The sequence below is a fragment of the Amycolatopsis sp. NPDC026612 genome (genome assembly GCF_040638285.1).
Lineage (GTDB): Bacteria > Actinomycetota > Actinomycetes > Mycobacteriales > Pseudonocardiaceae > Amycolatopsis.
The window spans coordinates 1-19208 of the sequence record NZ_JBEZYB010000047.1; the positions used below are offsets into that span (position 1 = coordinate 1).

The 19208-nt window shown below is 72.4% G+C and carries 20 protein-coding genes; 9 read left to right on the forward strand and 11 right to left on the reverse strand.

Translation table 11 applies throughout. From position 1 onward, the window contains the following. Positions 1–70 precede the first annotated feature (70 nt). Positions 71–496: a crosslink repair DNA glycosylase YcaQ family protein gene (locus AB0F15_RS31220; protein WP_360278055.1), complete on the forward strand. Its 426-nt coding sequence runs from the start codon at positions 71–73 to the stop codon at positions 494–496. Between the two features lie 49 nt (positions 497–545). Here AB0F15_RS31220 and AB0F15_RS31225 read toward each other — a convergent pair whose 3' ends face one another. Then, positions 546–1979, reverse strand: coding sequence for an MFS transporter (locus AB0F15_RS31225; RefSeq protein WP_360278058.1), 1434 nt, complete (start codon positions 1977–1979; stop codon positions 546–548). 4 nt (positions 1980–1983) lie between these two features. Continuing rightward, positions 1984–3279, reverse strand: coding sequence for a peptide ligase PGM1-related protein (locus AB0F15_RS31230; RefSeq protein ID WP_360278061.1), 1296 nt, complete (start codon positions 3277–3279; stop codon positions 1984–1986). A gap of 231 nt (positions 3280–3510) precedes the next feature. On the opposite strand from AB0F15_RS31230, the gene AB0F15_RS31235 reads away from it, so the two are divergent. Both AB0F15_RS31235 and AB0F15_RS31240 read left to right on the forward strand, forming a co-directional pair. After that, entirely contained in the window at positions 3511–4191 is a 681-nt protein-coding gene (locus AB0F15_RS31235) for a sigma-70 family RNA polymerase sigma factor (protein ID WP_360278064.1), read from the forward strand. A 145-nt stretch (positions 4192–4336) separates the two neighbouring features. After that, a complete protein-coding gene (locus AB0F15_RS31240) occupies positions 4337–4615 on the forward strand; it encodes a zf-HC2 domain-containing protein (protein WP_360278189.1) in 279 nt (92 codons plus the stop codon). 75 nt (positions 4616–4690) lie between these two features. Here the strand turns inward: AB0F15_RS31240 and AB0F15_RS31245 are convergent, their stop codons facing one another. Continuing rightward, positions 4691–5206 carry an NUDIX hydrolase gene (locus AB0F15_RS31245; protein ID WP_360278067.1) on the reverse strand — a complete coding sequence of 172 codons (516 nt, stop codon included), beginning with the start codon at positions 5204–5206 and terminating at the stop codon, positions 4691–4693. Between the two features lie 229 nt (positions 5207–5435). Then, positions 5436–5984, reverse strand: coding sequence for a ricin-type beta-trefoil lectin domain protein (locus tag AB0F15_RS31250; RefSeq protein WP_360278070.1), 549 nt, complete (start codon positions 5982–5984; stop codon positions 5436–5438). Between the two features lie 215 nt (positions 5985–6199). Here AB0F15_RS31250 and AB0F15_RS31255 point away from each other — a divergent pair, with 215 nt between their 5' ends. Beyond that, complete coding sequence (locus AB0F15_RS31255) at positions 6200–8443, forward strand: helix-turn-helix domain-containing protein (protein ID WP_360278073.1); 2244 nt, start codon at positions 6200–6202, stop codon at positions 8441–8443. A 21-nt stretch (positions 8444–8464) separates the two neighbouring features. Here the strand turns inward: AB0F15_RS31255 and AB0F15_RS31260 are convergent, their stop codons facing one another. The 3 genes from AB0F15_RS31260 to AB0F15_RS31270 form a co-directional block, all read right to left on the reverse strand. Then, a complete protein-coding gene (locus tag AB0F15_RS31260) occupies positions 8465–9628 on the reverse strand; it encodes a helix-turn-helix domain-containing protein (protein WP_360278076.1) in 1164 nt (387 codons plus the stop codon). Positions 9629–9676: 48 nt separating this feature from the next. After that, positions 9677–10471, reverse strand: a complete 795-nt coding sequence (locus AB0F15_RS31265; RefSeq protein WP_360278078.1) for an SDR family oxidoreductase — start codon at positions 10469–10471, stop codon at positions 9677–9679. 74 nt (positions 10472–10545) lie between these two features. After that, a complete protein-coding gene (locus AB0F15_RS31270) occupies positions 10546–10941 on the reverse strand; it encodes a carboxymuconolactone decarboxylase family protein (protein ID WP_360278081.1) in 396 nt (131 codons plus the stop codon). A gap of 370 nt (positions 10942–11311) precedes the next feature. On the opposite strand from AB0F15_RS31270, the gene AB0F15_RS31275 reads away from it, so the two are divergent. Further along, a complete protein-coding gene (locus AB0F15_RS31275) occupies positions 11312–11935 on the forward strand; it encodes a TetR/AcrR family transcriptional regulator (RefSeq protein WP_360278084.1) in 624 nt (207 codons plus the stop codon). Positions 11936–11968: 33 nt separating this feature from the next. On the opposite strand, the gene AB0F15_RS31280 is transcribed toward AB0F15_RS31275, so the two are convergent. Further along, the gene (locus tag AB0F15_RS31280; RefSeq protein WP_360278087.1) at positions 11969–12634 is read right to left on the reverse strand and encodes an NAD(P)-binding domain-containing protein; all 666 of its coding nucleotides are present in this window, start codon (positions 12632–12634) and stop codon (positions 11969–11971) included. A 91-nt stretch (positions 12635–12725) separates the two neighbouring features. Here AB0F15_RS31280 and AB0F15_RS31285 point away from each other — a divergent pair, with 91 nt between their 5' ends. Continuing rightward, entirely contained in the window at positions 12726–13091 is a 366-nt protein-coding gene (locus tag AB0F15_RS31285; RefSeq protein WP_360278090.1) for a helix-turn-helix domain-containing protein, read from the forward strand. Between the two features lie 109 nt (positions 13092–13200). Here AB0F15_RS31285 and AB0F15_RS31290 read toward each other — a convergent pair whose 3' ends face one another. After that, a complete protein-coding gene (locus AB0F15_RS31290) occupies positions 13201–13644 on the reverse strand; it encodes a hypothetical protein (RefSeq protein ID WP_360278093.1) in 444 nt (147 codons plus the stop codon). A gap of 89 nt (positions 13645–13733) precedes the next feature. Next, positions 13734–14771, reverse strand: coding sequence for an alpha/beta fold hydrolase (locus AB0F15_RS31295; RefSeq protein WP_360278096.1), 1038 nt, complete (start codon positions 14769–14771; stop codon positions 13734–13736). Positions 14772–14904: 133 nt separating this feature from the next. On the opposite strand from AB0F15_RS31295, the gene AB0F15_RS31300 reads away from it, so the two are divergent. Next, entirely contained in the window at positions 14905–15552 is a 648-nt protein-coding gene (locus AB0F15_RS31300; protein ID WP_360278099.1) for a class I SAM-dependent methyltransferase, read from the forward strand. Between the two features lie 114 nt (positions 15553–15666). Here AB0F15_RS31300 and AB0F15_RS31305 read toward each other — a convergent pair whose 3' ends face one another. Then, a complete protein-coding gene (locus tag AB0F15_RS31305) occupies positions 15667–16236 on the reverse strand; it encodes a TetR/AcrR family transcriptional regulator (RefSeq protein WP_360278102.1) in 570 nt (189 codons plus the stop codon). An 88-nt stretch (positions 16237–16324) separates the two neighbouring features. Between AB0F15_RS31305 and AB0F15_RS31310 the strand changes: the two genes are divergently transcribed. Continuing rightward, positions 16325–17287, forward strand: a complete 963-nt coding sequence (locus tag AB0F15_RS31310) for a 2-dehydropantoate 2-reductase N-terminal domain-containing protein (protein ID WP_360278104.1) — start codon at positions 16325–16327, stop codon at positions 17285–17287. A 70-nt stretch (positions 17288–17357) separates the two neighbouring features. After that, positions 17358–19181: a cellulase family glycosylhydrolase gene (locus AB0F15_RS31315; RefSeq protein ID WP_360278192.1), complete on the forward strand. Its 1824-nt coding sequence runs from the start codon at positions 17358–17360 to the stop codon at positions 19179–19181. The last annotated feature ends 27 nt before the right edge of the window (positions 19182–19208 follow it).

Consider the following 19208-nt stretch of genomic DNA (forward strand, 5'->3'; position numbering starts at 1 on the left):
TCGGTGAGGGCGCTGCGGTCTTTCTTCATCTTTTACTTCTGCGTTTTTTTTTTTCACTGCTGTCCGGCCGGTGGGGGGGGGGGGGGGGGGGGCGCCGGCGGGGGGGCGGGCGGGGGGGGGGGGGGGGGCGGCCCCCCCCCCCGACACCGTCGTCCCGGACACCGCGGTGCCGCCGCGGGTCCGCTTCCTCGCTCCGTTCGACCCGGTCGTCTGGGACCGCCGCCGCTTCGAGAGCCTGTGGGGCTGGCCGTACCGGTTCGAGGCCTACACCCCGGCCCCCGCACGGAAATTCGGGTACTACGCCCTGCCGCTGCTGACCGGTGACCGGGCGGTGGGCTGGGTGTGCTGCACGGTGACGGGTGGCGGGTTGGCCGTCGAGGGGCGGTTTGCCGTTCGCCCCTCGACGGGTAAGGCGTTCCGCGCCGGATTCGACCGGGAGGCGGAGCGGCTGGCGGCCACCTTCGGGCTTTCGCTGCACTCCGCCACGTTGACGTAGTGAATGGCCCGTCCGGGGGGACGGACGGGCCATTCGCCGCGGGAGGCACTCAGCCTCGAGGATCAGGAAGCCTGCGTCCGGCCACGAAGATGACGAAGGCGACCAGAACCTGGACCGCCATGACGCCGGCGAACGCGTCGCGGATGCCGAGCACCCCCGGTTCGGCCAGCCACAGGTACGAGCTGCCGAGGGTGGCCACGCCCGCGGCCACCGACACCTGCTGCACGGTCACCAGGACCCCGCTCCCGGCCCCGGCCTGGGCGGCGGGCACCCGCGAGAGCACCACGCGGAACATCGTGGTCATCGTCAGCCCCTGGCCGAAGCCCGCGAGGGCCATGCCCGGGACCAGCGCGAGGATCGGCACGTGCGGCCACACGAGCAGGACCGTGCCGATGAGGACCACGACCCCGGCCGCCTGCGTGACCGCGCCCGTCGTCACCACCCGCTGCCCGAACCGGGCCGTCAGCTTGCTGCTGACCAGCGAGGCGACCAGGAACCCGGCGGCCATCGGGGTGATCGCGAGACCGGCGCCGGCGGCGTCGAACCGCAGCCCGTCCTGCAATGTCAGCGCGTACACGAAGAGAAAGGCCCCGAAGCCGGCGAAGAACGGGGCGCTGAGCGCCAAGCCGCGCCGCATGCTGGGCACCGCGAGCAGGGACGGCGGCAGCAGCGGGGTGGCGCCCCGGTGTTCGGCGCGGCGCTGCGAGCGGGCGAACAGCACGGCGAGCACGGGGGCGGCGCCCAGCGAGAGCCACGTCCACCACGGCCAGCCGAGCGCCCGGCCGGCCATCAGCGGCACCAGCACCGCCAGGACCAGCGCGCCGAACAGCGGGGTGCCGGCCCGGTCGAGGCCGAGGGGGTGCGCCGAACGGCTCTCCGGCACGGTCCGGCGGAGCGCGATGAGGCAGGCGAGCCCGATCGGCACGTTCACCAGGAAGATCGGCCGCCAGGTCAGGCCGGCGAGGTCCGCCGTCACCAGCAGGCCACCGGCCAGCTGGCCGATGATCATCGCCAGCCCGGAGGTGGCGCCCCACCAGCCCAGCGCCTTCGACCGCCGCTCGCCGGTGGTCGTGGCCTGGATGATCGACAGGACCTGCGGCACCATCAGCGCCGCCGCGGCGCCCTGCGCGGCCCGGGCCGCCACCAGCAGGCCGGCCGTCGGCGCGAGGCCGCCGGCGAGCGAGGTGAGGGTGAACAGGGCGAGGCCGAGGGCGAACAGCCGCCGCCGGCCGAAGTGGTCGCCGAGCCGGCCGCCGAGCACCAGCAGCGTGGCGTAGGCGATGCCGTAGGCCGCGACGACCAGCTGGAGCACGACGGGGGTCGCGTCGAGGGTGCGGTCGATGGTGGGCAGGGCGACGTTGACGATGAAGAAGTCGACGATCGACAGGCCGGCTCCGCTCAGCACGGTCAGCAGGCCTGCCGGGCCGAGCTCGGCGGGCGTCTTCGCCGCGGTCACCGGGTGCGTACCGGTTGCTGTGTCCATGGATTCACTCTCCGCGATGAGGCGTCACACAACCGTCACCCAGCGCAGTCCACGTCATCCGCAGCGCCGCGAGCGCGCGGTGTTCCAGCCGGGCGGCGTGCGTCGCGTCGAGGCCGGCGACCACCCAGCCGATCTCGCCGCGGCACGCCGTGGCGTCGACGGTGACGGCCACGCCGGTCCGGGCCTGCCGGTCGTAGGCCACCTCGGCGATTTCGAGCGCGGCGACGGCCGTGGGGAAGTCGCGCACCTTGATGCCGGCCCGGGTCAGCAGCACCCGGTCCCGGGCGTGGTCCGGGCCGCCCAGCGCCCGGGCGAGCCTGCCGACCGGTCCGTGGCGGCCGGTGCCGCGCCGCACCCCGCTGACGAGCCAGCCGTCGCCGGTCACCACCGAGTCGACGCGCAGGGCGCCGGCGTAGCCCCGCCGGCCCGCTTCGGCGGCGACGTCCACGCTGTGCGCGGTCAGCCGGGCGAGCCTGGCCGCGGCCAGGCTCCCGCCGGGCACCGCGAGCCCCGCGACCCCGATCCGCCGTTCCGCGATGCCGAGCAGGTGCGGCGGCCCGGCCGGCCCGGGGACCCAGAACTCGGCGACGTGGGAGCGCAGGGCCCGGCGGTGCACCTCGACGAGCACCGGCGCGTCGCCGTGGTCGCTCAGCAGCGGCCACAGTTCCGCGGCGAGGAACGCGAAGTCGCAGTCGTCGGCGGGCACGCGCACGACCGCGTTCCGCTCGTCGCGGATCTCGTCGTGCACCGTCACCACGAGCCCCTCGCCGCGGCCGGAATCCTGCCGGATGAGCACCCGCCCCGCGACGGGCAGCAGCGCCCGCACCGCCGAGCACAGGCCGTGTTCGGTGTCGGCGAGCCGGCCCGGCGCCAGCGGAGCCCCCACCGCGCTCGCCAGCAGGCGCAGCCCGGCGGGGCCGTCGAGGGCTTCGGCGCCGCCGAACCGGAGGAACTGGCGGCACGCGGCGTCGGTGTCGCCGTCCACCTCGGCCAGGGGGAGGCCGAGGTCGTCGGCGAGACCGAGCACCGTGCGCCCGGGCCGGTACGCCACCAGCCGGCGGCCGGCCAGGTCACCGGCGCGGGCGCGGAGCGCGGCCGCGGCCCGGCCGTCGTCGAGCGCCGGCCCGGTCACGACCACGTGGTCCGTGCCCAGCCGCCGCCCGAGCAGGCCGCCGAGGTAGCCGAGGAAGGCCTCCCCGGCGGGGTGCGGCAGCAGGAGCAGGTCCTGGTCGCCGACGACGGCCAGCAGTTCGCACCCGCATTCCGGGCCGCCCGGCTCGGCGGCGAAGACGTCGCGCATCGTGGGATCCTCATCGGGGAGAGTGACCATCGCCCGGCGACCCTCCCCGGCTCGCCGTGACCGCGGAGTCGCGCCGGCGTCACACTTCGTGCCGCCACAGGCAGTGACAAGCCGGCCGGATTCCGGCTCGGCGGTGGCGCGTTCCGGCCTTCTCGAATACGCTCTGTTCGGTTGATCAATGGGTTTGCGCTATTGTCTGCGCAGTTCCATGTCTTGAGCTACCCTCGGCCCGTGGGACTTACTGGGGGAGCACCACCGCTCCCGTCCGACGCCGAACTCATCGCACGGCTCAAGAGCGGCGATGAAAGCGCGTATGCGCTGCTACTCGACGCGTGGTCGGGAAAACTGCTGCGCCTGGCGCGGTGCTTCGTCAGCACCAACGAATCGGCGCACGAGTTGGTGCAGGACACGTGGCTGGCGGTGCTCCGCGGAATCGAGAACTTCGAGGGCCGTTCGTCGTTGAAGACCTGGGTCTTCCGGATTCTCGTGAATGCCGCCAAACGGCGTAGCACGCAAGAAAGGCGAACCGTCCCGTGGAGCAGCGTGGCCCGCGCGGAGGACACCGGGCCCACGGTCGACCCGTCCTGTTTCCGCGGCCCCACGGACCCTTACCCCGGCGATTGGTGGGCCTATCCGGCAACCTGGCCGACGCCGGAACAGGAGGCAATGGCGGCGGAAATAAGAAATGAGGTGGCGTCGGCGCTCACGGAATTGCCGGAGCGGCAGCAGATCGTGCTCACCCTGCGCGATGTCGAGGGGCACAGTTCCGAAGAGGTTTGCGCCATGCTGGAGATCTCCGCGCCGAATCAGCGGGTTTTGCTGCACCGGGCGCGGGCGGCGGTCCGGAAGCGGCTCGAGGACTATTTTTCCCCCGCGCCGGCGGCCGACGACCCGGACGCGGTCGCCCCGTGACCGCACGCCGCTGACCGGGCCTTTCGCGGCGATCCGCGCGAGCGGTGTAACGCTGCGCGACGTTCCGGCACTGTATGTCCGTGGACACTTGCCTGATCGAGCGTTGCCGGGGTGGTCGAACGCGTAGTCTAAACGGGTGGTCGACATGAAGAACATGACGTGTCAGGAGCTGGTCGAACTCGTCTCGGCCTTCCTCGACGGCGAGCTCGATCCGACCACGGAACGCCGTCTGGTTGACCACGTCGCCATCTGCGACGGCTGCGGAAACTACATCGACCAGTTCCGTCAGACGATCAACACGCTCGCCGAGCTCCCCGACGATGCGCGAGAAGTGCTTTCCCCGGATCGCCGTGACGCGCTCCTGGCCGAGTTCCGGAAGCTCCACCCGCCCGCGGACGGTGACACGGATGGCGTCGGCAACTAGCCGCGTGCCGCCCCGGCGCCGGTGAGGCCGGCGTGACACCAGGTGACCGTGCGCCGCGCGGCTTTCATTGTGCCGCTAGCGATCGGCGGGGTAGCCGTGGTGGAGGTACCCGGTCGTTCCGGCCCGCAACGCGTCCAGGCAGGCATCGACACGTCGGCTCATGTGGTCGTCGAGGCGAGCGACGTACTCGTCGCGATCGCAGTAGTCCCATCGGGACAGCTCGCCATCCTGCAGTTTGATGGCCTGTTCCTGCCCGGTCGTCAGCGTTCCTCCGTCGAAGAGGAAGTTGATCAGCGGTCGCCGCCCGTCGCGGGCCGGAACGCAGTCGACGACCAGAAGCCTGCCGGGGGTGATGTCGAGGCCGAGTTCTTCGTTGATCTCGCGGCGGGCGGCGTCGATCGGATAGTCACCGTGCTCAGCGCCGCCGCCGGGGATCTCCCACTTTTCGTCGCCCCGGTATTTCGCATCGACATAGGTGGGGCGCACCAGCAGCACACGACCGGCGCCGTCGCAGAAGATGACTCCGCCGCTGGCCAGGTGCTGGGGGCGCGACGAGCAGTAATCGGCCGGCGAAGGCCGGATCGGGGTCATGCCGAGGAAACTACCGCCAACGAGTGGGTCCGGTGGACGATGCCGGGAACCACGGCCAGCAGTGCCACCCCGAGCCGGTACCGCGACCGGGTAGGCGCACACAGGCGCTGATGAGCCGAAGGCCGACACCGGCGCCGGTCCCCACGCGTGGGGACCGGCCCAGCGCCTCGATCGCGCCGAACAACTGCTGGAGACGACCGGCTTGCCGATCGAAGAGATCGCCGCAGCGTCAGCTCAGCAGCCGCCACTTCTGGTACGCGCCGTAGTTGCAGTCCCGGCCGTACGCGTCCTGAGTGGCGGCACCATGCGTGTCGACGCAGAGCAGGTGGTCCCCGTACTCGAGGCGCAGCGACACGTTCTGCCAGTTCGGCCCCACACCTTCCAGCACGTCGGTCTCGGGCGGGCGGCCGTCACTGCAGGGTTCGGTGTACAGCCGGATGTCGCCGTACTTCTCCATGCCCAGGCACAGTCCGGTGGCCCGGTTCTTGATCTGGACCTGCTCGTAACCGAACCGGGACGTGCCCTTGTTGCCGGACACTTCCCAGGTCTGGTAACCGTTGCCGCTCTGGCACCCCCGCGTGTACACGGGTCCGTAAATACTGTTCTTGACCGGGAAGCCGCTGTCCAGGCACAGGCCGGATTGGTGGCTCTGGAACCTCCCGACGAGCGTGTAGGCGGACGCCGGGAGGGCGGCCACCAGCAGCCCGCCGACGATCATCGCGCACAGCGCGACGACCTGCGTGACGAGCCGCGGGCCCTTGTGGGATCTCTTGAGCACGGACGTTCCCCTCTTCTGCCGAGGTAGGTGACCGAGCGGTCACTCCGGACCGAGTAGATCGACGGACCGACCGGGTCTCCATGCAGAACGACAGGCAAGAATTCGCCGCTGGATGTTCGGCCAGCTCACGGTCGCGGCGGCGGACATCCTGTGACTTGATCGATACACTTGGCCCGGCGGAAGTGACCGTCTTCGACCGGGGGAGGGGTACGGCCGTGATCGGTCCGAGCCTCGGCCGCCTGCTGCGCGAGCACCGCTCCGGCGTGGGGTGGACGATCGAGGAGCTGGCCCACCGGGCAGGCGTCAGCCCCCGAACGGTCAGCGATCTGGAGCGCGACCGGGTGCGCCGGCCGCAGCGACGCACCCTGACCGCCGTCCTCGACGCGCTCGGCCTCGCCGCAGCCGATCGCGACCTGGTGCGCCGGACGGCAGGCGTCGATCGGTCGCCGCCCGGCCCGTGCCCGATGCCGGCGCCGCCACCGCACTTCACCGGCCGACGCGACGCCCGCGACGCGATCCGGGCGCTGGCCGGTGCGGACACCGCCGGCCCGGCTCCCGTCGCCGTCGTCACCGGCCAGCCCGGCGTCGGCAAGACCGCGCTCGCCCTGCACGTCGCCCACGAACTCGCCGACATGTACCCGGACGGCCGGTTCTTCGTCGACCTGCGCGGCACGCAGCCGTTCCCGGCCACCCCTGCGGAGGCCCTCCGCCGGCTGCTGCTGGCCCTCGGCGTCGCCGAAGGCCGGATCCCGGCCGGCCTCGACGAACGGGCGCGCGTCTACCGCGGCCTGCTTCGGCACCGCCGGGTCCTGCTGGTGCTCGACAACGCCGCCACCGAGGACCAGGTCCGCCCCCTCCTCCCCGGTGACGGTCCCGGTCTGCTGCTGCTCACCTGCCGCCGTTGGCTGAGCGGGTTGGAGGCGGTGCGCTGGCTGCCGCTGGAGCCGCTACCGCCGGACGACGCGGCGGCCCTGCTGCACGCCGTCGGCCGGCCGCACACCGGGGACGCCCCGGAGCCGATCGCCGTCCTCGCCGCCCACTGCGGCCACCTGCCGCTGGCGCTGCGGGTGGCCGGGCAGCGCCTGCACGACGAGCCGGACCTCACGGTGCCGGCGCTCAACGGACGGCTCGCGCGAGCCCGCGACCGGATCGCCGTGCTCGACGGCGGCGCCCCCGGGGTGGCCGCCGCGCTCAGGCTGTCCTACCAGTCGCTGCCGCTGCCCGGACGGCGCACGCTACGGCGGTTGGCCGTGATCCCCGGCCCGGACTTCACCGCCGATGCCGCGGCGGCGCTCTGCGGTGTCGACCCGGCCGACGCCGAGGACGAGCTGGACGCGCTGGTGGAGTGCGGGCTCCTCACGATCCGGCCGCCGGACCGCTACAGCCTGCACGACCTGGTGCGGGACTTCGCCGCCACCTGCCTGCGCGGCGACGAGCCGGACGGCGGCCGGGCCGCCTCCGACACCCTGGTCCGGTGGCTGCTGGAGACCACCGTCCGAGCCGGCAGGCACTTCGAGCCGGGCGGCCCCGGCCCCGGCCCCGGCGCGGTGTCTCCGGCCTTCACCGACGCCGCACCGGCGCGTGCCTGGCTGGACGCGAACCTGGACAACTGGCTGCCCGCTCTGCGCACCGCGGCCGAGACCGGGGCGGACGACCTGGTCGTCGCGGTCGCCGACGCCCTGCACTGGTTTTCCGACCATCGGCTGCACCTCGGTATCTGGGCGGAAGTGTTCCGGTTGGGCGCCGAGGCGGCCGTGCGCACCGGTGACGTCGCCGTGCAGGCCGTGCACCTGAACCACCTCGCCTGGGCCCAGGCGATCTGCGAGGGCGATCACCTGGCCTGCCTCGGCACCGCCGGCGAGGCACTGCGCTGCGCGGAGGCCGCCGGCGACGTGGCCCAGCAGGGTTGGGCACTGATGTGCGCGGCGTCGGCTCGCACCGCTCTCGGCGAGCACGGCGCGGCCCTGCGACTCCGGCAGCGGGCCTGGGTGGCGTTGCGGAAGGCCGGCGACCGCGAGGGCGTGCCGCAGGCCATGCGCCTGCTGGGCTCGTCGCTGACGGCGCTCGGCCGGGCCGGTGAGGCACTGCGGGTCCACCGGGCGACGCTGCGGCTGCTGCGCGACCCGGGATATCCGATGGCTCCGTTCGCCAAGGCCGTCTCCGACGCCTTGACCTGCGGCGCCATCGGCATCGACCTCGCCGCCGCCGGGCGGTGGCCGGAGGGTGTGGACGCGTTCCGCGAGGCACTGGCGGGCGTGCGCGCCGGCGAGCTGCGGACGCAGGAACCCGGCGTCCTGATCGGACTCGCGGACGCGCTGCGGCACACCGGCGCCGTCGCCGAGGCCGCCGGGCACCTGGCGGCGGCCGTCGAGCTGGCCCGCGACCTGGGCGACGCGGAAACCGCCGCGCGTGCCGTCGCCATGGTGGCCGGGCTCGCTCCGCCGGCCGCTCCGGACTGACGGGGGAACCGCGGTGGCGGCTCACAGGGTGGCGGCGAAGCCGCGCAGCACCGGATGAATCTCGTACTCGCCCGAGGGCCGCACCCACGCCCACCCGCAGTCGGCCAGCGCCGACAACACCGCCGGCGCCGCGGATCCCTGCGCCAGTGCGCGGACCGCGGACCGGGCGGGGCCGGGGAGCTGCCGATACCCGCGGTGGAACGCCGCACCGACGGACAGGTCACCGGCGGACAGCTCGTCCAGGGACCGCCCCGGCCGGGCCAGCCGCTCGGCGATCCGCTCGACCGGCCACCGGCGCCGGGTCAGTACCCGGTTCGCGACCGCCCGCAGAGCGAGCGGCAGGCCGTGGCAGTGCCGCGCCAGTACCCCGGCCAGCGGAGCCGGGACGACCCCGTCGATCATCCGGTGCAGTGCCCGCTCACCGGCCGCGGCGGAAAGCGGTGCCAGCACCCGGCACTGCCCACCAGGCAGCGGCAGCCGCCGGGACGACGTCAGCACTGTCACCGCCGGTCCCTCGGCACCCAGCAACGGTGCCACCTGGCCGGGTTCGCCCACGCCGTCCAGGATCAGCAGGACCCGCCGGCGGGCGAGCAGTCCTCGGCAGTCCGCGCCGGCGTCGCCGCCGAGAGCCTGCGCCACCCGCCGGGCCACCATCGGCGGCGGGTCACCGCCGAGGGCGACGAACCGGACCCCGTCCGGGAAGTCCCCGGCCAGCCGGGCGGCGGCCTGGATCGCCAGCGCCGTCTTGCCGATCCCGGGCAGCCCGGCGAGGTGGACCAGCGGGCCGCGGCCGGCCGCGGCCACCAACCAGGCCAGGTCCTCCTCGCGCCCGGTGAAGCCGGGTGCCACCCGGGGCAGCCCGGCGGCCGCGGGCGCGGCGTCCTCCGCCGCCCGCAGCCGATCGCCGCCGCCAGGACCGAGACCCAGGCCGTCGGCCAGTGCACCGATCGTGCGCTGGTGCGGACACCGGATCCGCCCCCGCTCGATGCCGCCGATCGTGCGGGGGCTCACCCCGGATCGCTCGGCCAGGCCGTCGATCGTGAGCCCGGCCTCGACCCGCAACGCTCGCAGCCTCGAACCGCCCTCCACCGCATGGCCCTCGCAGCTCGTTCCCAGGCACCGACACACGGATTGTGAACGACGGGCATTACGCTGACGTTTCACCGGCCGAAACCGTTGCTGCACAGTCGATGCTGTGCCGAGCGCGCCAGACGCGCCACTCGCCGGCCACGATCACGCGGTCGTGGCGATCCCTCCGTCGACGGGAACGACGGCGCCCGTCAGGTAAGCGCCTGCCCGGCTGGCGAGGAACACGGCGACACCCGCCATGTCGTCGTCGCGGCCGATCCGGCCCAGCGGGGCCGATGCCGCGATCGCCTCGCCGAGCTCGTCGAGGGTGGCCGCCATCATCGTCGACGGGAACGGTCCCGGCGCCACCGCGTTCACCGTGATGTGCTGCGGGCCCAGTTCCTTGGCGAGCACTCTGGTGAGCTGATGCAGCGCAGCTTTGCTGCTGGAGTACGAGTAGTTGGGCCGCTGGGGGATGTGTATGGCGGCGATGCTGCCGATGTTGATGATCCGCGCGGGATCGTCGGCGGTCCCGGCGTTGCGCAGCGCCGGCAGCAGCGCCTGCACCAGCCAGAACGGCGCCTTCAGGTTGAGGTCGACGACCGTGTCCCAGGCCGCGTCCGGGAACGTCGCCAACGGCTCGTCCCACATCGCGCCCGCATTGTTGACGAGGATGTCGAGACTCCCGGCATCGGCCGTGACGAGGTGGGAGAGGCGCTCACACTCTTCGTGCCGGGACAGATCGGCGGGGATCGCCCGGACGGCGCCGTATTCGGACAGCTGTTCCTGCGCCCGGGCGCACGCTTCCGCGGTGCGTGAGCTGATGACCACGCGGGCGCCGGCCTGGAGGAGCCCGCGCGCGATCATCATCCCGATGCCCCTGGTGCCACCGGTGACGAGGCCGCACTTACCACTCAGATCGAAAAGCTGGGTATTCGTCGCGAATTGACTGTTCACCATTTGTCGTCTTTCTTTTGGTCGGAACGGAACCTGGTCGGTACCGCCGCGTCAGGACCACGCGCACGAGCCCATCCCTATTCCGCGTTCACCGGCAGCAACCCGCGGTCACCGAAGACCTTCTTGGCCGTGAAGGTCGCGTTCAGCGCCTTCGGGAATCCACAGTAGACAGCGGAGTGCAGGAGCGCCTCGACGATCTCCGCGGGCGTGAGGCCGACGTTGAGCGACGCGTTGACGTGCACTTCCAGCTGCGGCTCGCAGCCGCCGAGGGCAGTGAGCATGCCGAGGGTGACCAGCTGCCGGTCGCGCGGCGCCAGCCCCGGCCGCGAGTAGATCTCCCCGAACCCCCAGGAGACAACGGCCTCGCCCAGCGCGGGGGAGACGTCGGCGAGCGCGTCGAGCACCCGCTGCCCGCTCTCGCCGTCGATCTCGGTCAGGGTTTTCAGGCCACGCTCGAAGCGCTCGTCGGTCATGTCGTTCCTTTCCCCGGCGTCCCTTGTCCCGAACGACGCTAGGGGCTGGACCGCGCTCCAGGTCAAACGTGACAGCCACCACGGCAGGGGAGTGGGGCGAGCACGGAACGCCCCGTCGTGGAATCGGATCGCCGCTGCTTAACCGTATAACGCCCTATACGCCGGGCGATGATAAAAGCCGCATCCGCGGCTTAACTTTCGTTTTGAAGACCCCACACAACCAGCAAGAGAAGAGCAACACCGGCACAGCGCCTCCCCGGTTCGGTCGCCCGACGATGCGCCGAACTCGGACACGGCGTCAAGACGCCATATCCGGACCCCTCGTCCGGCTAAGATGCCGGTGATCACCCCCTGCACGTGGAGACCGCCGATGCCTTCAGTCACCCGGCCCGCCGGCAACAGGCGGCAGGACCGCCGAGAAGAGCTGGAGCGACGCCTGTTCGCGGCGACCGAGGAGCTGGTCGGCCAGGGCGCCGGCTTCACCGAGCTCAGCGTCGAGCGGCTGGCCGCGGCGGCCGGCATCTCCCGCTCCACGTTCTACGTCCACTTCGAGGACAAGGGCGACCTGGTCCGCCGGCTCGCCACCACCGTGCTCACCGAGCTGCGGGACGTGTCGAGCATGTGGTGGGAGACGGCGGAACACGCCGACCCGGCCGACCTCACCGCGGCCGTCACCGCGATCGTGGAGGTGTACCGCCGGCGTGCCGCCGCCTTCACCATCATCACCGAAACCGCGGCGTACGACTCTGCCGTCGCCGCCGAGCTGCGCACGCTGATGCAGTCGATCATCGACGCCACCCGGGACGCGATCGAACGCGGCCAGGCGGCCGGCGTGATGCGCCGCGTCCGCCCGGCGGAGACCGCGGCCGTCCTCACCTGGATGGTGGAACGCGCGGGCTACCAGCTCGTCCGCGGCGCCGAACCGGCACACGACGAGAACGTCATCGAGGTCCTGACCGACATCATCCGGACGACGCTCTACACCGCCGCTTGACCGCAGCTGTCAGCGCTGACCTGTCCGGGTGGCTCAGTTGGTCGTGGTTCCTGCTGCGCTGAGCAGCGCGGGGTCCACGTCGGGCACCGCAAGCCTCGGGTTGTGGCCTGCCGCCACGACCCGCATGACGAATCCCGCGGCTTCCTCCAGTTGCCGGGCGGTGGCGAGTCCGCCGACCACGGCGGTCTGCGCGCCGAGGTCCCCGATCAGTGCCGCGGCGAGATCAAGGGCACTGTGCGTGTCGCCGCAGATCGCCACGACGGGCGCCGCCTCCTTCGGCCCCGCGTACGGCCACGAAGCTCCCGCGAACAGGTGGAGTGCCTTCACCACGGACGCGCCGGGCGCCGAGTTGGCCACGACTTCGGCCGCCGAGCCGGACGCCGGCTTCAGTTGACCGGTCGTGTAGTCCACCGCGTTGGTGCAGTCGATCACGGTCTTGCCGGCCATGGATTCCTGGGTGCCGCCGACGAGAGAAACGGCAGCCTCCAGTCCTTCCCAGGAGACCGCGACGACGACCACGTCGGCCCGGCCTGCGAAGTCGGCGGGGTCGACAGCAGTGGCCGCGTCGCCCATCCGTGCGGCGGCCTCACTGGCGTGCAGCGGGTTGCGCCCGGTGACCACCAGCGAGTGGCCGGCCGACGTCCACGCGCGACCAAGCGTCACGGCCAAGTTTCCGGTGCCCAGGATGCCTACGTTCACAACGGTCTCCTTCATGGGGAAGTGGTGTCGTTGTGAACGCTACGAACCAGGTTCCTACCGTTCGGTAGGCGCCGCGTGCGAGACTGGGCTGGTGATCGATGGGTTCTGCCAAACCTTCGTCTCCGACTGTCAGGTGCGCACGGCAATCGAGCTCATCAGGCACGCTTGGGACTCGGTCATCCTGTCGGCCCTGCGCGCGGGGCCGACGCGGCGTAACGAGCTGCTCGCCCGCATCGCAGGAGTCAGCGACAAAGTCCTCACGCAGGCTCTCCAACGCCTCCAGGCGCACGGACTCGTCACCAAGGCTTCCAGCAAAGAGCAACCGGCACCGCAGGCCGGAGCGATCTACCGGCTCACCCCGCTCGGGGAGTCGCTCGCGAACGGACCTCTGGCCCAGCTCGCGCAGTGGGCAGCGGACAACCAGGCCGAACTCACCGGCTCGTCGACAACGCCATGACGACCCAGTGGCGGCCCGCACGAGGGCCGGTGCGGCCGAGGAGGTCGTGTGGAGCCAGGGCGGCGACCCAGTTCCGGATCGAGCTCGAGGCCGGGTAGCGATCGCGCGTTCAGTGCCAGCCGAGCTCGGCCAGTTGTTCTGCGGCTTTGCCCACGGGCCAGAAGCTCACCTTGTCCAACCGGCCCGACTCGGTCCGGAACTTGAAGCCGCGGCTGAACAGGCCACGCACGCGGCGTACGCCGGTCACCTCGGTGCGGGTGATCCGGATCGGCACAAGGGTCCGGACGCGCAGCTCGATCTGGTTTCGGCTGACCAGCAGGTCGGCGAACGGCCACGTGACGCTGAGGCCGTTGACCCGGGCCCCGCCGCGCAGGACAAGGTCGTAGTCCTCGTCCCGCAGCGCGGCGATCCGGCGTGCGTGGGCCGGGTCCGGCGGCGGGACCTGGCCGAGGCCTCCGGTCTTCTCCCGCCGCCGGCTCTCGACGAACACCGTCGTCACCAAAAGTGCGCAGATCCCGAGCAGGACGATCCCCACTTCCGTATGGGGGCTCATCGAGGTTTCTCCGGCATCACCGGTGAATCGTCTCAGTCGCGCGGGCTCGTCAGCCACGGCCAGGAGCCCGCGTCCGTCCGGCGCCGGGGTCAGAGCAGCCCGGCGGTGGCCGCGAGCGCGGCGGCCGCGGCTCGCGACGACACGCCCAGCTTGCCGCGGATGTTCGACACGTGGCGGTGCGCGGTGTGGGCGCTGATCCCGAGCCGGCGCGCGATTTCCTGGTCGCTCAACCCTTGCGCGACCAGGCGCAGGACATCCAGTTCGCGTTCGGAGAGCTCGGGGCGCGGGGAGCCGGTCTGGCGGGCGGGCCGGCCGGCGCCGAGGAACTCCCGCACGGCGCGGACGAGCCCGTCCACGTCCCCGCGCCAGGGCAGGTGGTCGGTGCCGTCGAGCGGGACGAAGCCGGCGCCGGGGATGCGGGAGGCGACGTCCTGGCCCAGGGCGAACGGGATCGCGCGGTCGTCGCGGCGGTGCAGGACGAGCGTCGGCACCTCGATCGTGGCCGGCTGGTCTCGGACGTCGAACGCGTAGACCGCCGCGAGTGAGTGCGCCGCTTTCTCCGCGGTGAGGCCGGCGCGCTGGAACCGGACGAATTCGTCGCGTTCCGCCGGGGTTGCGGTCGGCAGGAACAGGTCGGCGAGCACCCGGGATCCCACGCCCCAGTGCCGTCCGACGACCGCCAGCAGGGCATCGCGGGCTTCCGGCGTGGCGATCTCGGCGCCGCGGAGGAAGCTGCCGTAGAGGACGAGCCGGTCCACGCGGTCGGGGTGGGCCGCTGTGTACGCCATCGCGGCGCAGCCGCCGGACGACCCGCCGAACAGGCTCACCTTCTCCCCGGCCGCGTCGACGACCGCGCTCAACGCGGCCACTTCGTCCGCGAGCGAGGTGACCAGCGGCCCACCGGCGTCGGACATGCCGACGCCGGGCCGGTCGTAGCGGACGAGCGTGAACCGGTCGCCGAGCAGGCCGGCGAACCGGCGGAACAACGGGTTCTGCCAGTCCAGTTCGAGGTGCCCGCACCACCAGCCGCCGACGATCAGGGGCGGTCCTGCGCCGACGGTGGCCCAGGCGAGGGGGCGACCGTCGGGGCCGCCGGTGAACCGCACGACCTGGTCTTGTCCCGGCATTCCTCGAGCGTAGGCCGTTGCCCGGACCCGCGTGGCCCGTTCCGGCCAGCCTCGGCAATGGCACGAGCGGGTGATGCGGTGGGTGGCCGGTGGCTGATGTGCTGCATCGCATCGGCGGTGTGGAGGAGGAACGATGGCCGGAGGGGACAGCGTGGGGGCACGGGACAGGCTCGGGGAACGGTTCGGGGCGGCGCTGTACGAACCGTTCCTGCGCCGGGGGGAGCGGCTCGGCTTGGCGGGCCGGCGCGGGGAACTGCTGCGGCGTGCGCACGGTCAGGTGGTCGAGATCGGGGCGGGGACCGGGCTCAACGCCGGGCATTACCCGGCGACGGTGGAGGTCGTGCTCACCGAGCCCGTGCCGGCGATGTACCGGCGGCTCGAAAAGCGGGTGGCGGGCCGCATCGGGATGCGGCCGGTGCAGGCCCGGGCGGACGCGCTGCCGATGGCGGACGCCAGCGTCGACACGGTCGTGTCGACGCTGGTGCTCTGCACGGTGCCCGACGTCGATCGGGTGCTGGCCGAGCTCGTGCGGGTGCTGCGGCCCGGTGGGCGGCTCCTGTTCTGCGAACACGTGCGTGCCGAGGACCCGAAGCTGGCGCGCAGGCAGACGCGGCTGGCGGGTCCGTGGGCGGCGTTCGCGCAGGGCTGCCGGTGTGATCGGGACACCGTGGCGCTTCTCAAGCAGCGGTTCGACATCGGGGACCTGAGCACCGCGCGGTGGCGTGGGATGCCTTCGGTGGTGCACCCGCTGATCATCGGGACGGCGACACCGGCTCGATGACGCCGTCGGCGGCGATGCGCGGTCGCGGTGATGGTGGGCGACCTCGTCGGGTGCGTGGAGACCGGACCCTGGTCGGCGGGCAGCGGCGTCCGCTCCGGACCGTGGTCGAGCCCGTCACCGCGGGCGGCGCAGCCCGTCCAGCACGAGGGTGATGACGTCGTCGGCCTCGGTCCGCCAACCGGGGCGGTCATGGGCCGCGCCGATGCCGTGCAGGGCCATCATCACGGCTCCGGCGTCCACGTCGTCGCGGACGGCGCCGTCCCGCACGGCGGCGGCCACCAGGTCGGTGACGGCCTGTTCCAGTGCCCGGCTGCCCTCGGCGAGGGCGCCCGAGCGATCGGCCATGAGTGTGGCCAGTGTCCGGGCCAGGCCTTTGTGGGCAGCGATGTGGTCGACCATGCCGCGCAGGAAGGTCGCCAGAGCTTCCGCCGCGGGCATGGTGGCCTGGAGCCGGCGGGCGCGGTCGCACAGCGTGGCGACTTCGCCGCGGTAGACCGCCTCGGCCAGCGCCTCGCGGGTGGGGAAGTGGCGGTACAGCGTGCCGGTGCCCACCCCGGCCAGCCGCGCGAAGTCGTCGAAGCGCAGGTCGAAGAAGTCGCCGGCGTCGAAGACCTCTCGTGCCTTGGCGAGCAGGGCCTCGCGTTTGCGCCGGGCGTCGGCCCGCAGTGGCTTGTCGGCGCTCACCCGCTACCTCCCGTTGACAAGTGGAGATCATCTCCATATCTTGAAAATGGAGATGATCTCCAAATAACCTTACCCCACGAGGTGCGCCGTGAAGATCCTGATGTTCGGCCGCGGCGTGATCGCCACGATCTACGGCTGGGCCCTGCACCAGGCCGGACATGACGTCGAGTGCTACGTCCGGCCGGGCCGCGCGGCGACGTACGGGGAAGCGGTGGACCTCGACCTGCTCGATACGCGACGCCGGGTGTGGGGGCAGCGCGTCGCCGAGAAGTGGCCGGTGCGCTACCGCGAGACGCTGGCGCCGGATCACGACTTCGACCTGATCGTGCTCAGCGTGCCGCACCACCGCCTCCCGGAGGCGACGGCCTTCCTGGCCCCGCGAGCCGGCCAGGCCACGGTGCTGCTCTTCGGAAACATCTGGACCGAGCCGCCGTCCGCGATCGGCGCACTCCCGCCCGACCGCATCGCCTGGGGCTTTCCCCAGGCCGGTGGCGGTTTCGGCGCAGACGGCGTGCTCCGTGGGGCGCTGCTGCCGTCGGTCGTCTTCGGCACCCTCGGCCGGCCCCCGACCGACCGGGAGCGGGCCGTGCGCCAGGCGTTTCGCGAGGCCGGTCTCCGGATCAAGGAGCAGCCCGACTTCCGCGGCTGGCTGTGGGTCCATTTCGTGTCGGATGCCGGCCTGTTCTCGCAGGGCCTGCGGCGCGGTTCCCTGTCCAAGCTGGTCGGGGCCACGGGCGACCTGCGCGAGGCACTGCTGACCGGCCGCGAACTGCTGCCGCTCGTGGAGGCGCGCGGCATCGACCTGCGACGTCACCGGGGCGGGGTGCTGCTGTTCCGGGCACCCACCTGGCTGATGGCCCCCGTGCTCGCCTGGCTGACTGCTCGGGTCGCGCTCGCGCGCGTCAGTCTCGAGGCGCACTCCGACCCCGACGCCGAGGAACCGCGTGAGGTCTGCCGGGACACCCTGGCCGAAGCGCGACGGCTGGGCATCGCGGTGCCGCGGCTGGAAGCGGCGGAACCGGGCTTCGCCCGGCAGGGCTACGGTGCGTAGGCGCTCCTTATGGCCCTTTTCCGGCGGGTCGCGAGTTGGTTGACTCACTCGGGTGAGGCTCTCGGGTGCGCTGCTCACCGTCCTGCTCGCCACCGCCGGCGTCGTCGTCCCCGTCGCCCGGGCCGAGGCGGACCCGCCGTCCTGGACCGGGCCGCTCAGCACCCGCGGCCGGTACATCGTCGACGCGCACGGTGACCGCTTCAAGCTGAAGGCCGCCAACTGGCACGGCGCGAGCGGCACGTGGACCGGCTCCGGCGACGTGAACGACCCGGCGAACCACCACGCCGGCGAGATCGCCTTCCAGACCCCGCTCGGGCTCGACCGCACGTCGATCGACACGGTCATCGACGGGCTCGCGCAGCTCGGGCTCAACAGCGTCCGGCTGCAGTTCTCCAACGCGATGCTCCACGACACCCGGCCCGTTCCGGACCTGGCCGCCAACCCGGACCTCCACGGCCTGACGCCGCTTCAGGTCTACGACCGCGTCGTCGACCGGCTGACCGCACGCGGGTTCGCCGTCATCCTCAACAACCACACCACGACCTCGCGCTGGTGCTGCGGGCTCGACGGCAACGAGCGCTGGAACACCGCGCAGACCGAGCAGCAGTGGCAGGACGACTGGCTGTTCATGGCCCGCCGCTACGCCGCGAACAACCGCGTCGTCGGCGCCGACCTGTACAACGAGGTCCGCCGCAGCACCTTCGACGACCCCAACTGGGGCTGGGGCAACAGCACCGACTGGCAGCGCGCGAGCCAGCAGGTCGCCGACCGCATCGTCACCGAGGCGAACCGCGACCTGCTGATCTTCGTCGAGGGCATCAACTGGACCGGGCTGCCGATCGACGGCTTCCCGCACGGCCGGCCGACGCTGGAACCCGCCCGGACGCTGTCGCACACGCTCGTGGACTCGGGCAAGCTCGTTTATTCGGCGCACTTCTACGGCTACACCGGGCCCAACCACTCCGGCGCGACCGGGATCGGCGAAACGCACGACCCGCGCTACCGCGACCTCTCGCCCCAGGACCTGCGGGACGTCCTGTACCGGCAGGCGTTCTTCGTCTCGGCCGACACCGGCAAGCACTACACCGCGCCGCTGTGGATCAGCGAGTTCGGCGAAGGCCGCAACACCACCGACCCGGCATCGCGCGCGTTCTTCGAGAACTTCGTGAGCTACCTGGCCGAGACCGACACGGACTTCGCCTACTGGCCCGCGGTCGGCTTCCAGACCAACGGCTCCGGCGACGGCTGGGCCCTCCTCGAATACGACTCGGCGGGACACCGCATCGACGTGCTCGACGGCAGCGATTGGCGTGGCCCCGCCTGGCGGCGGCTGATCTCGGCGCCGTCGCGCACCGGTCCGATTCCGGCCGCCGAGCGCTGGTCGATGGTGAACCTCGACTACGCCGACTTCGCGCAGTCACGTCAGGTCCGCGCGCTGCCGGACTGGAACCCCGGCGCTCGCAAGGGCGTCTGTCCCGACGGCCAGCGGCTCGCCGGCCTGGCCCACACCGGGAACCGTGGCCTGTGCACCGGGACGCTCGCCGCCCCGGCCGGGTACGTGGTCGTGCGCGACGAGACCTACGTCGACACCGACTGGGCGTCGGGCTACACCAAGACCCAGTGCCCGCCCGGCCACGCGGTCGTCGGGTACAGCGTCCAGGGCGCGGCCTTCTCGGCGGTGCTGTGCGGCCGGTCGGCGACACCGCTGGGCCGCACGGGCCGCACGGTGTGGTTCGACCGCGGCGACAACCGGCCCTCCGGCGACCCCGGCGGCGACTTCGCGACCGGCAACTACAAGGGCCAGTGCGCGCCGGGGGAGTACGTCGCCGGCGTCGCCTACACCGGCCGGGTCGGTTCGAGCCGGACGCCGGACGCGCTGCTCTGCCGGTCCTAGGCCATCGGCACACCGGCGGCGCGGGCG

Excerpts from the sequence above, each read along its gene's own strand:
- AB0F15_RS31230 (WP_360278061.1), bottom strand. The coding sequence starts at position 3,279 with ATGCGCGACGTCTTCGCCGCCGAGCCGGGCGGCCCGGAATGCGGGTGC.
- AB0F15_RS31295 (WP_360278096.1), bottom strand. The coding sequence starts at position 14,771 with ATGCCGGGACAAGACCAGGTCGTGCGGTTCACCGGCGGCCCCGACGGT.
- AB0F15_RS31240 (WP_360278189.1), top strand. The coding sequence starts at position 4,337 with ATGAAGAACATGACGTGTCAGGAGCTGGTCGAACTCGTCTCGGCCTTC.
- AB0F15_RS31225 (WP_360278058.1), bottom strand. The coding sequence starts at position 1,979 with ATGGACACAGCAACCGGTACGCACCCGGTGACCGCGGCGAAGACGCCC.
- AB0F15_RS31245 (WP_360278067.1), bottom strand. The coding sequence starts at position 5,206 with ATGACCCCGATCCGGCCTTCGCCGGCCGATTACTGCTCGTCGCGCCCC.
- AB0F15_RS31265 (WP_360278078.1), bottom strand. The coding sequence starts at position 10,471 with ATGGTGAACAGTCAATTCGCGACGAATACCCAGCTTTTCGATCTGAGT.
- AB0F15_RS31300 (WP_360278099.1), top strand. The coding sequence starts at position 14,905 with ATGGCCGGAGGGGACAGCGTGGGGGCACGGGACAGGCTCGGGGAACGG.
- AB0F15_RS31275 (WP_360278084.1), top strand. The coding sequence starts at position 11,312 with ATGCCTTCAGTCACCCGGCCCGCCGGCAACAGGCGGCAGGACCGCCGA.
- AB0F15_RS31270 (WP_360278081.1), bottom strand. The coding sequence starts at position 10,941 with ATGACCGACGAGCGCTTCGAGCGTGGCCTGAAAACCCTGACCGAGATC.
- AB0F15_RS31290 (WP_360278093.1), bottom strand. The coding sequence starts at position 13,644 with ATGAGCCCCCATACGGAAGTGGGGATCGTCCTGCTCGGGATCTGCGCA.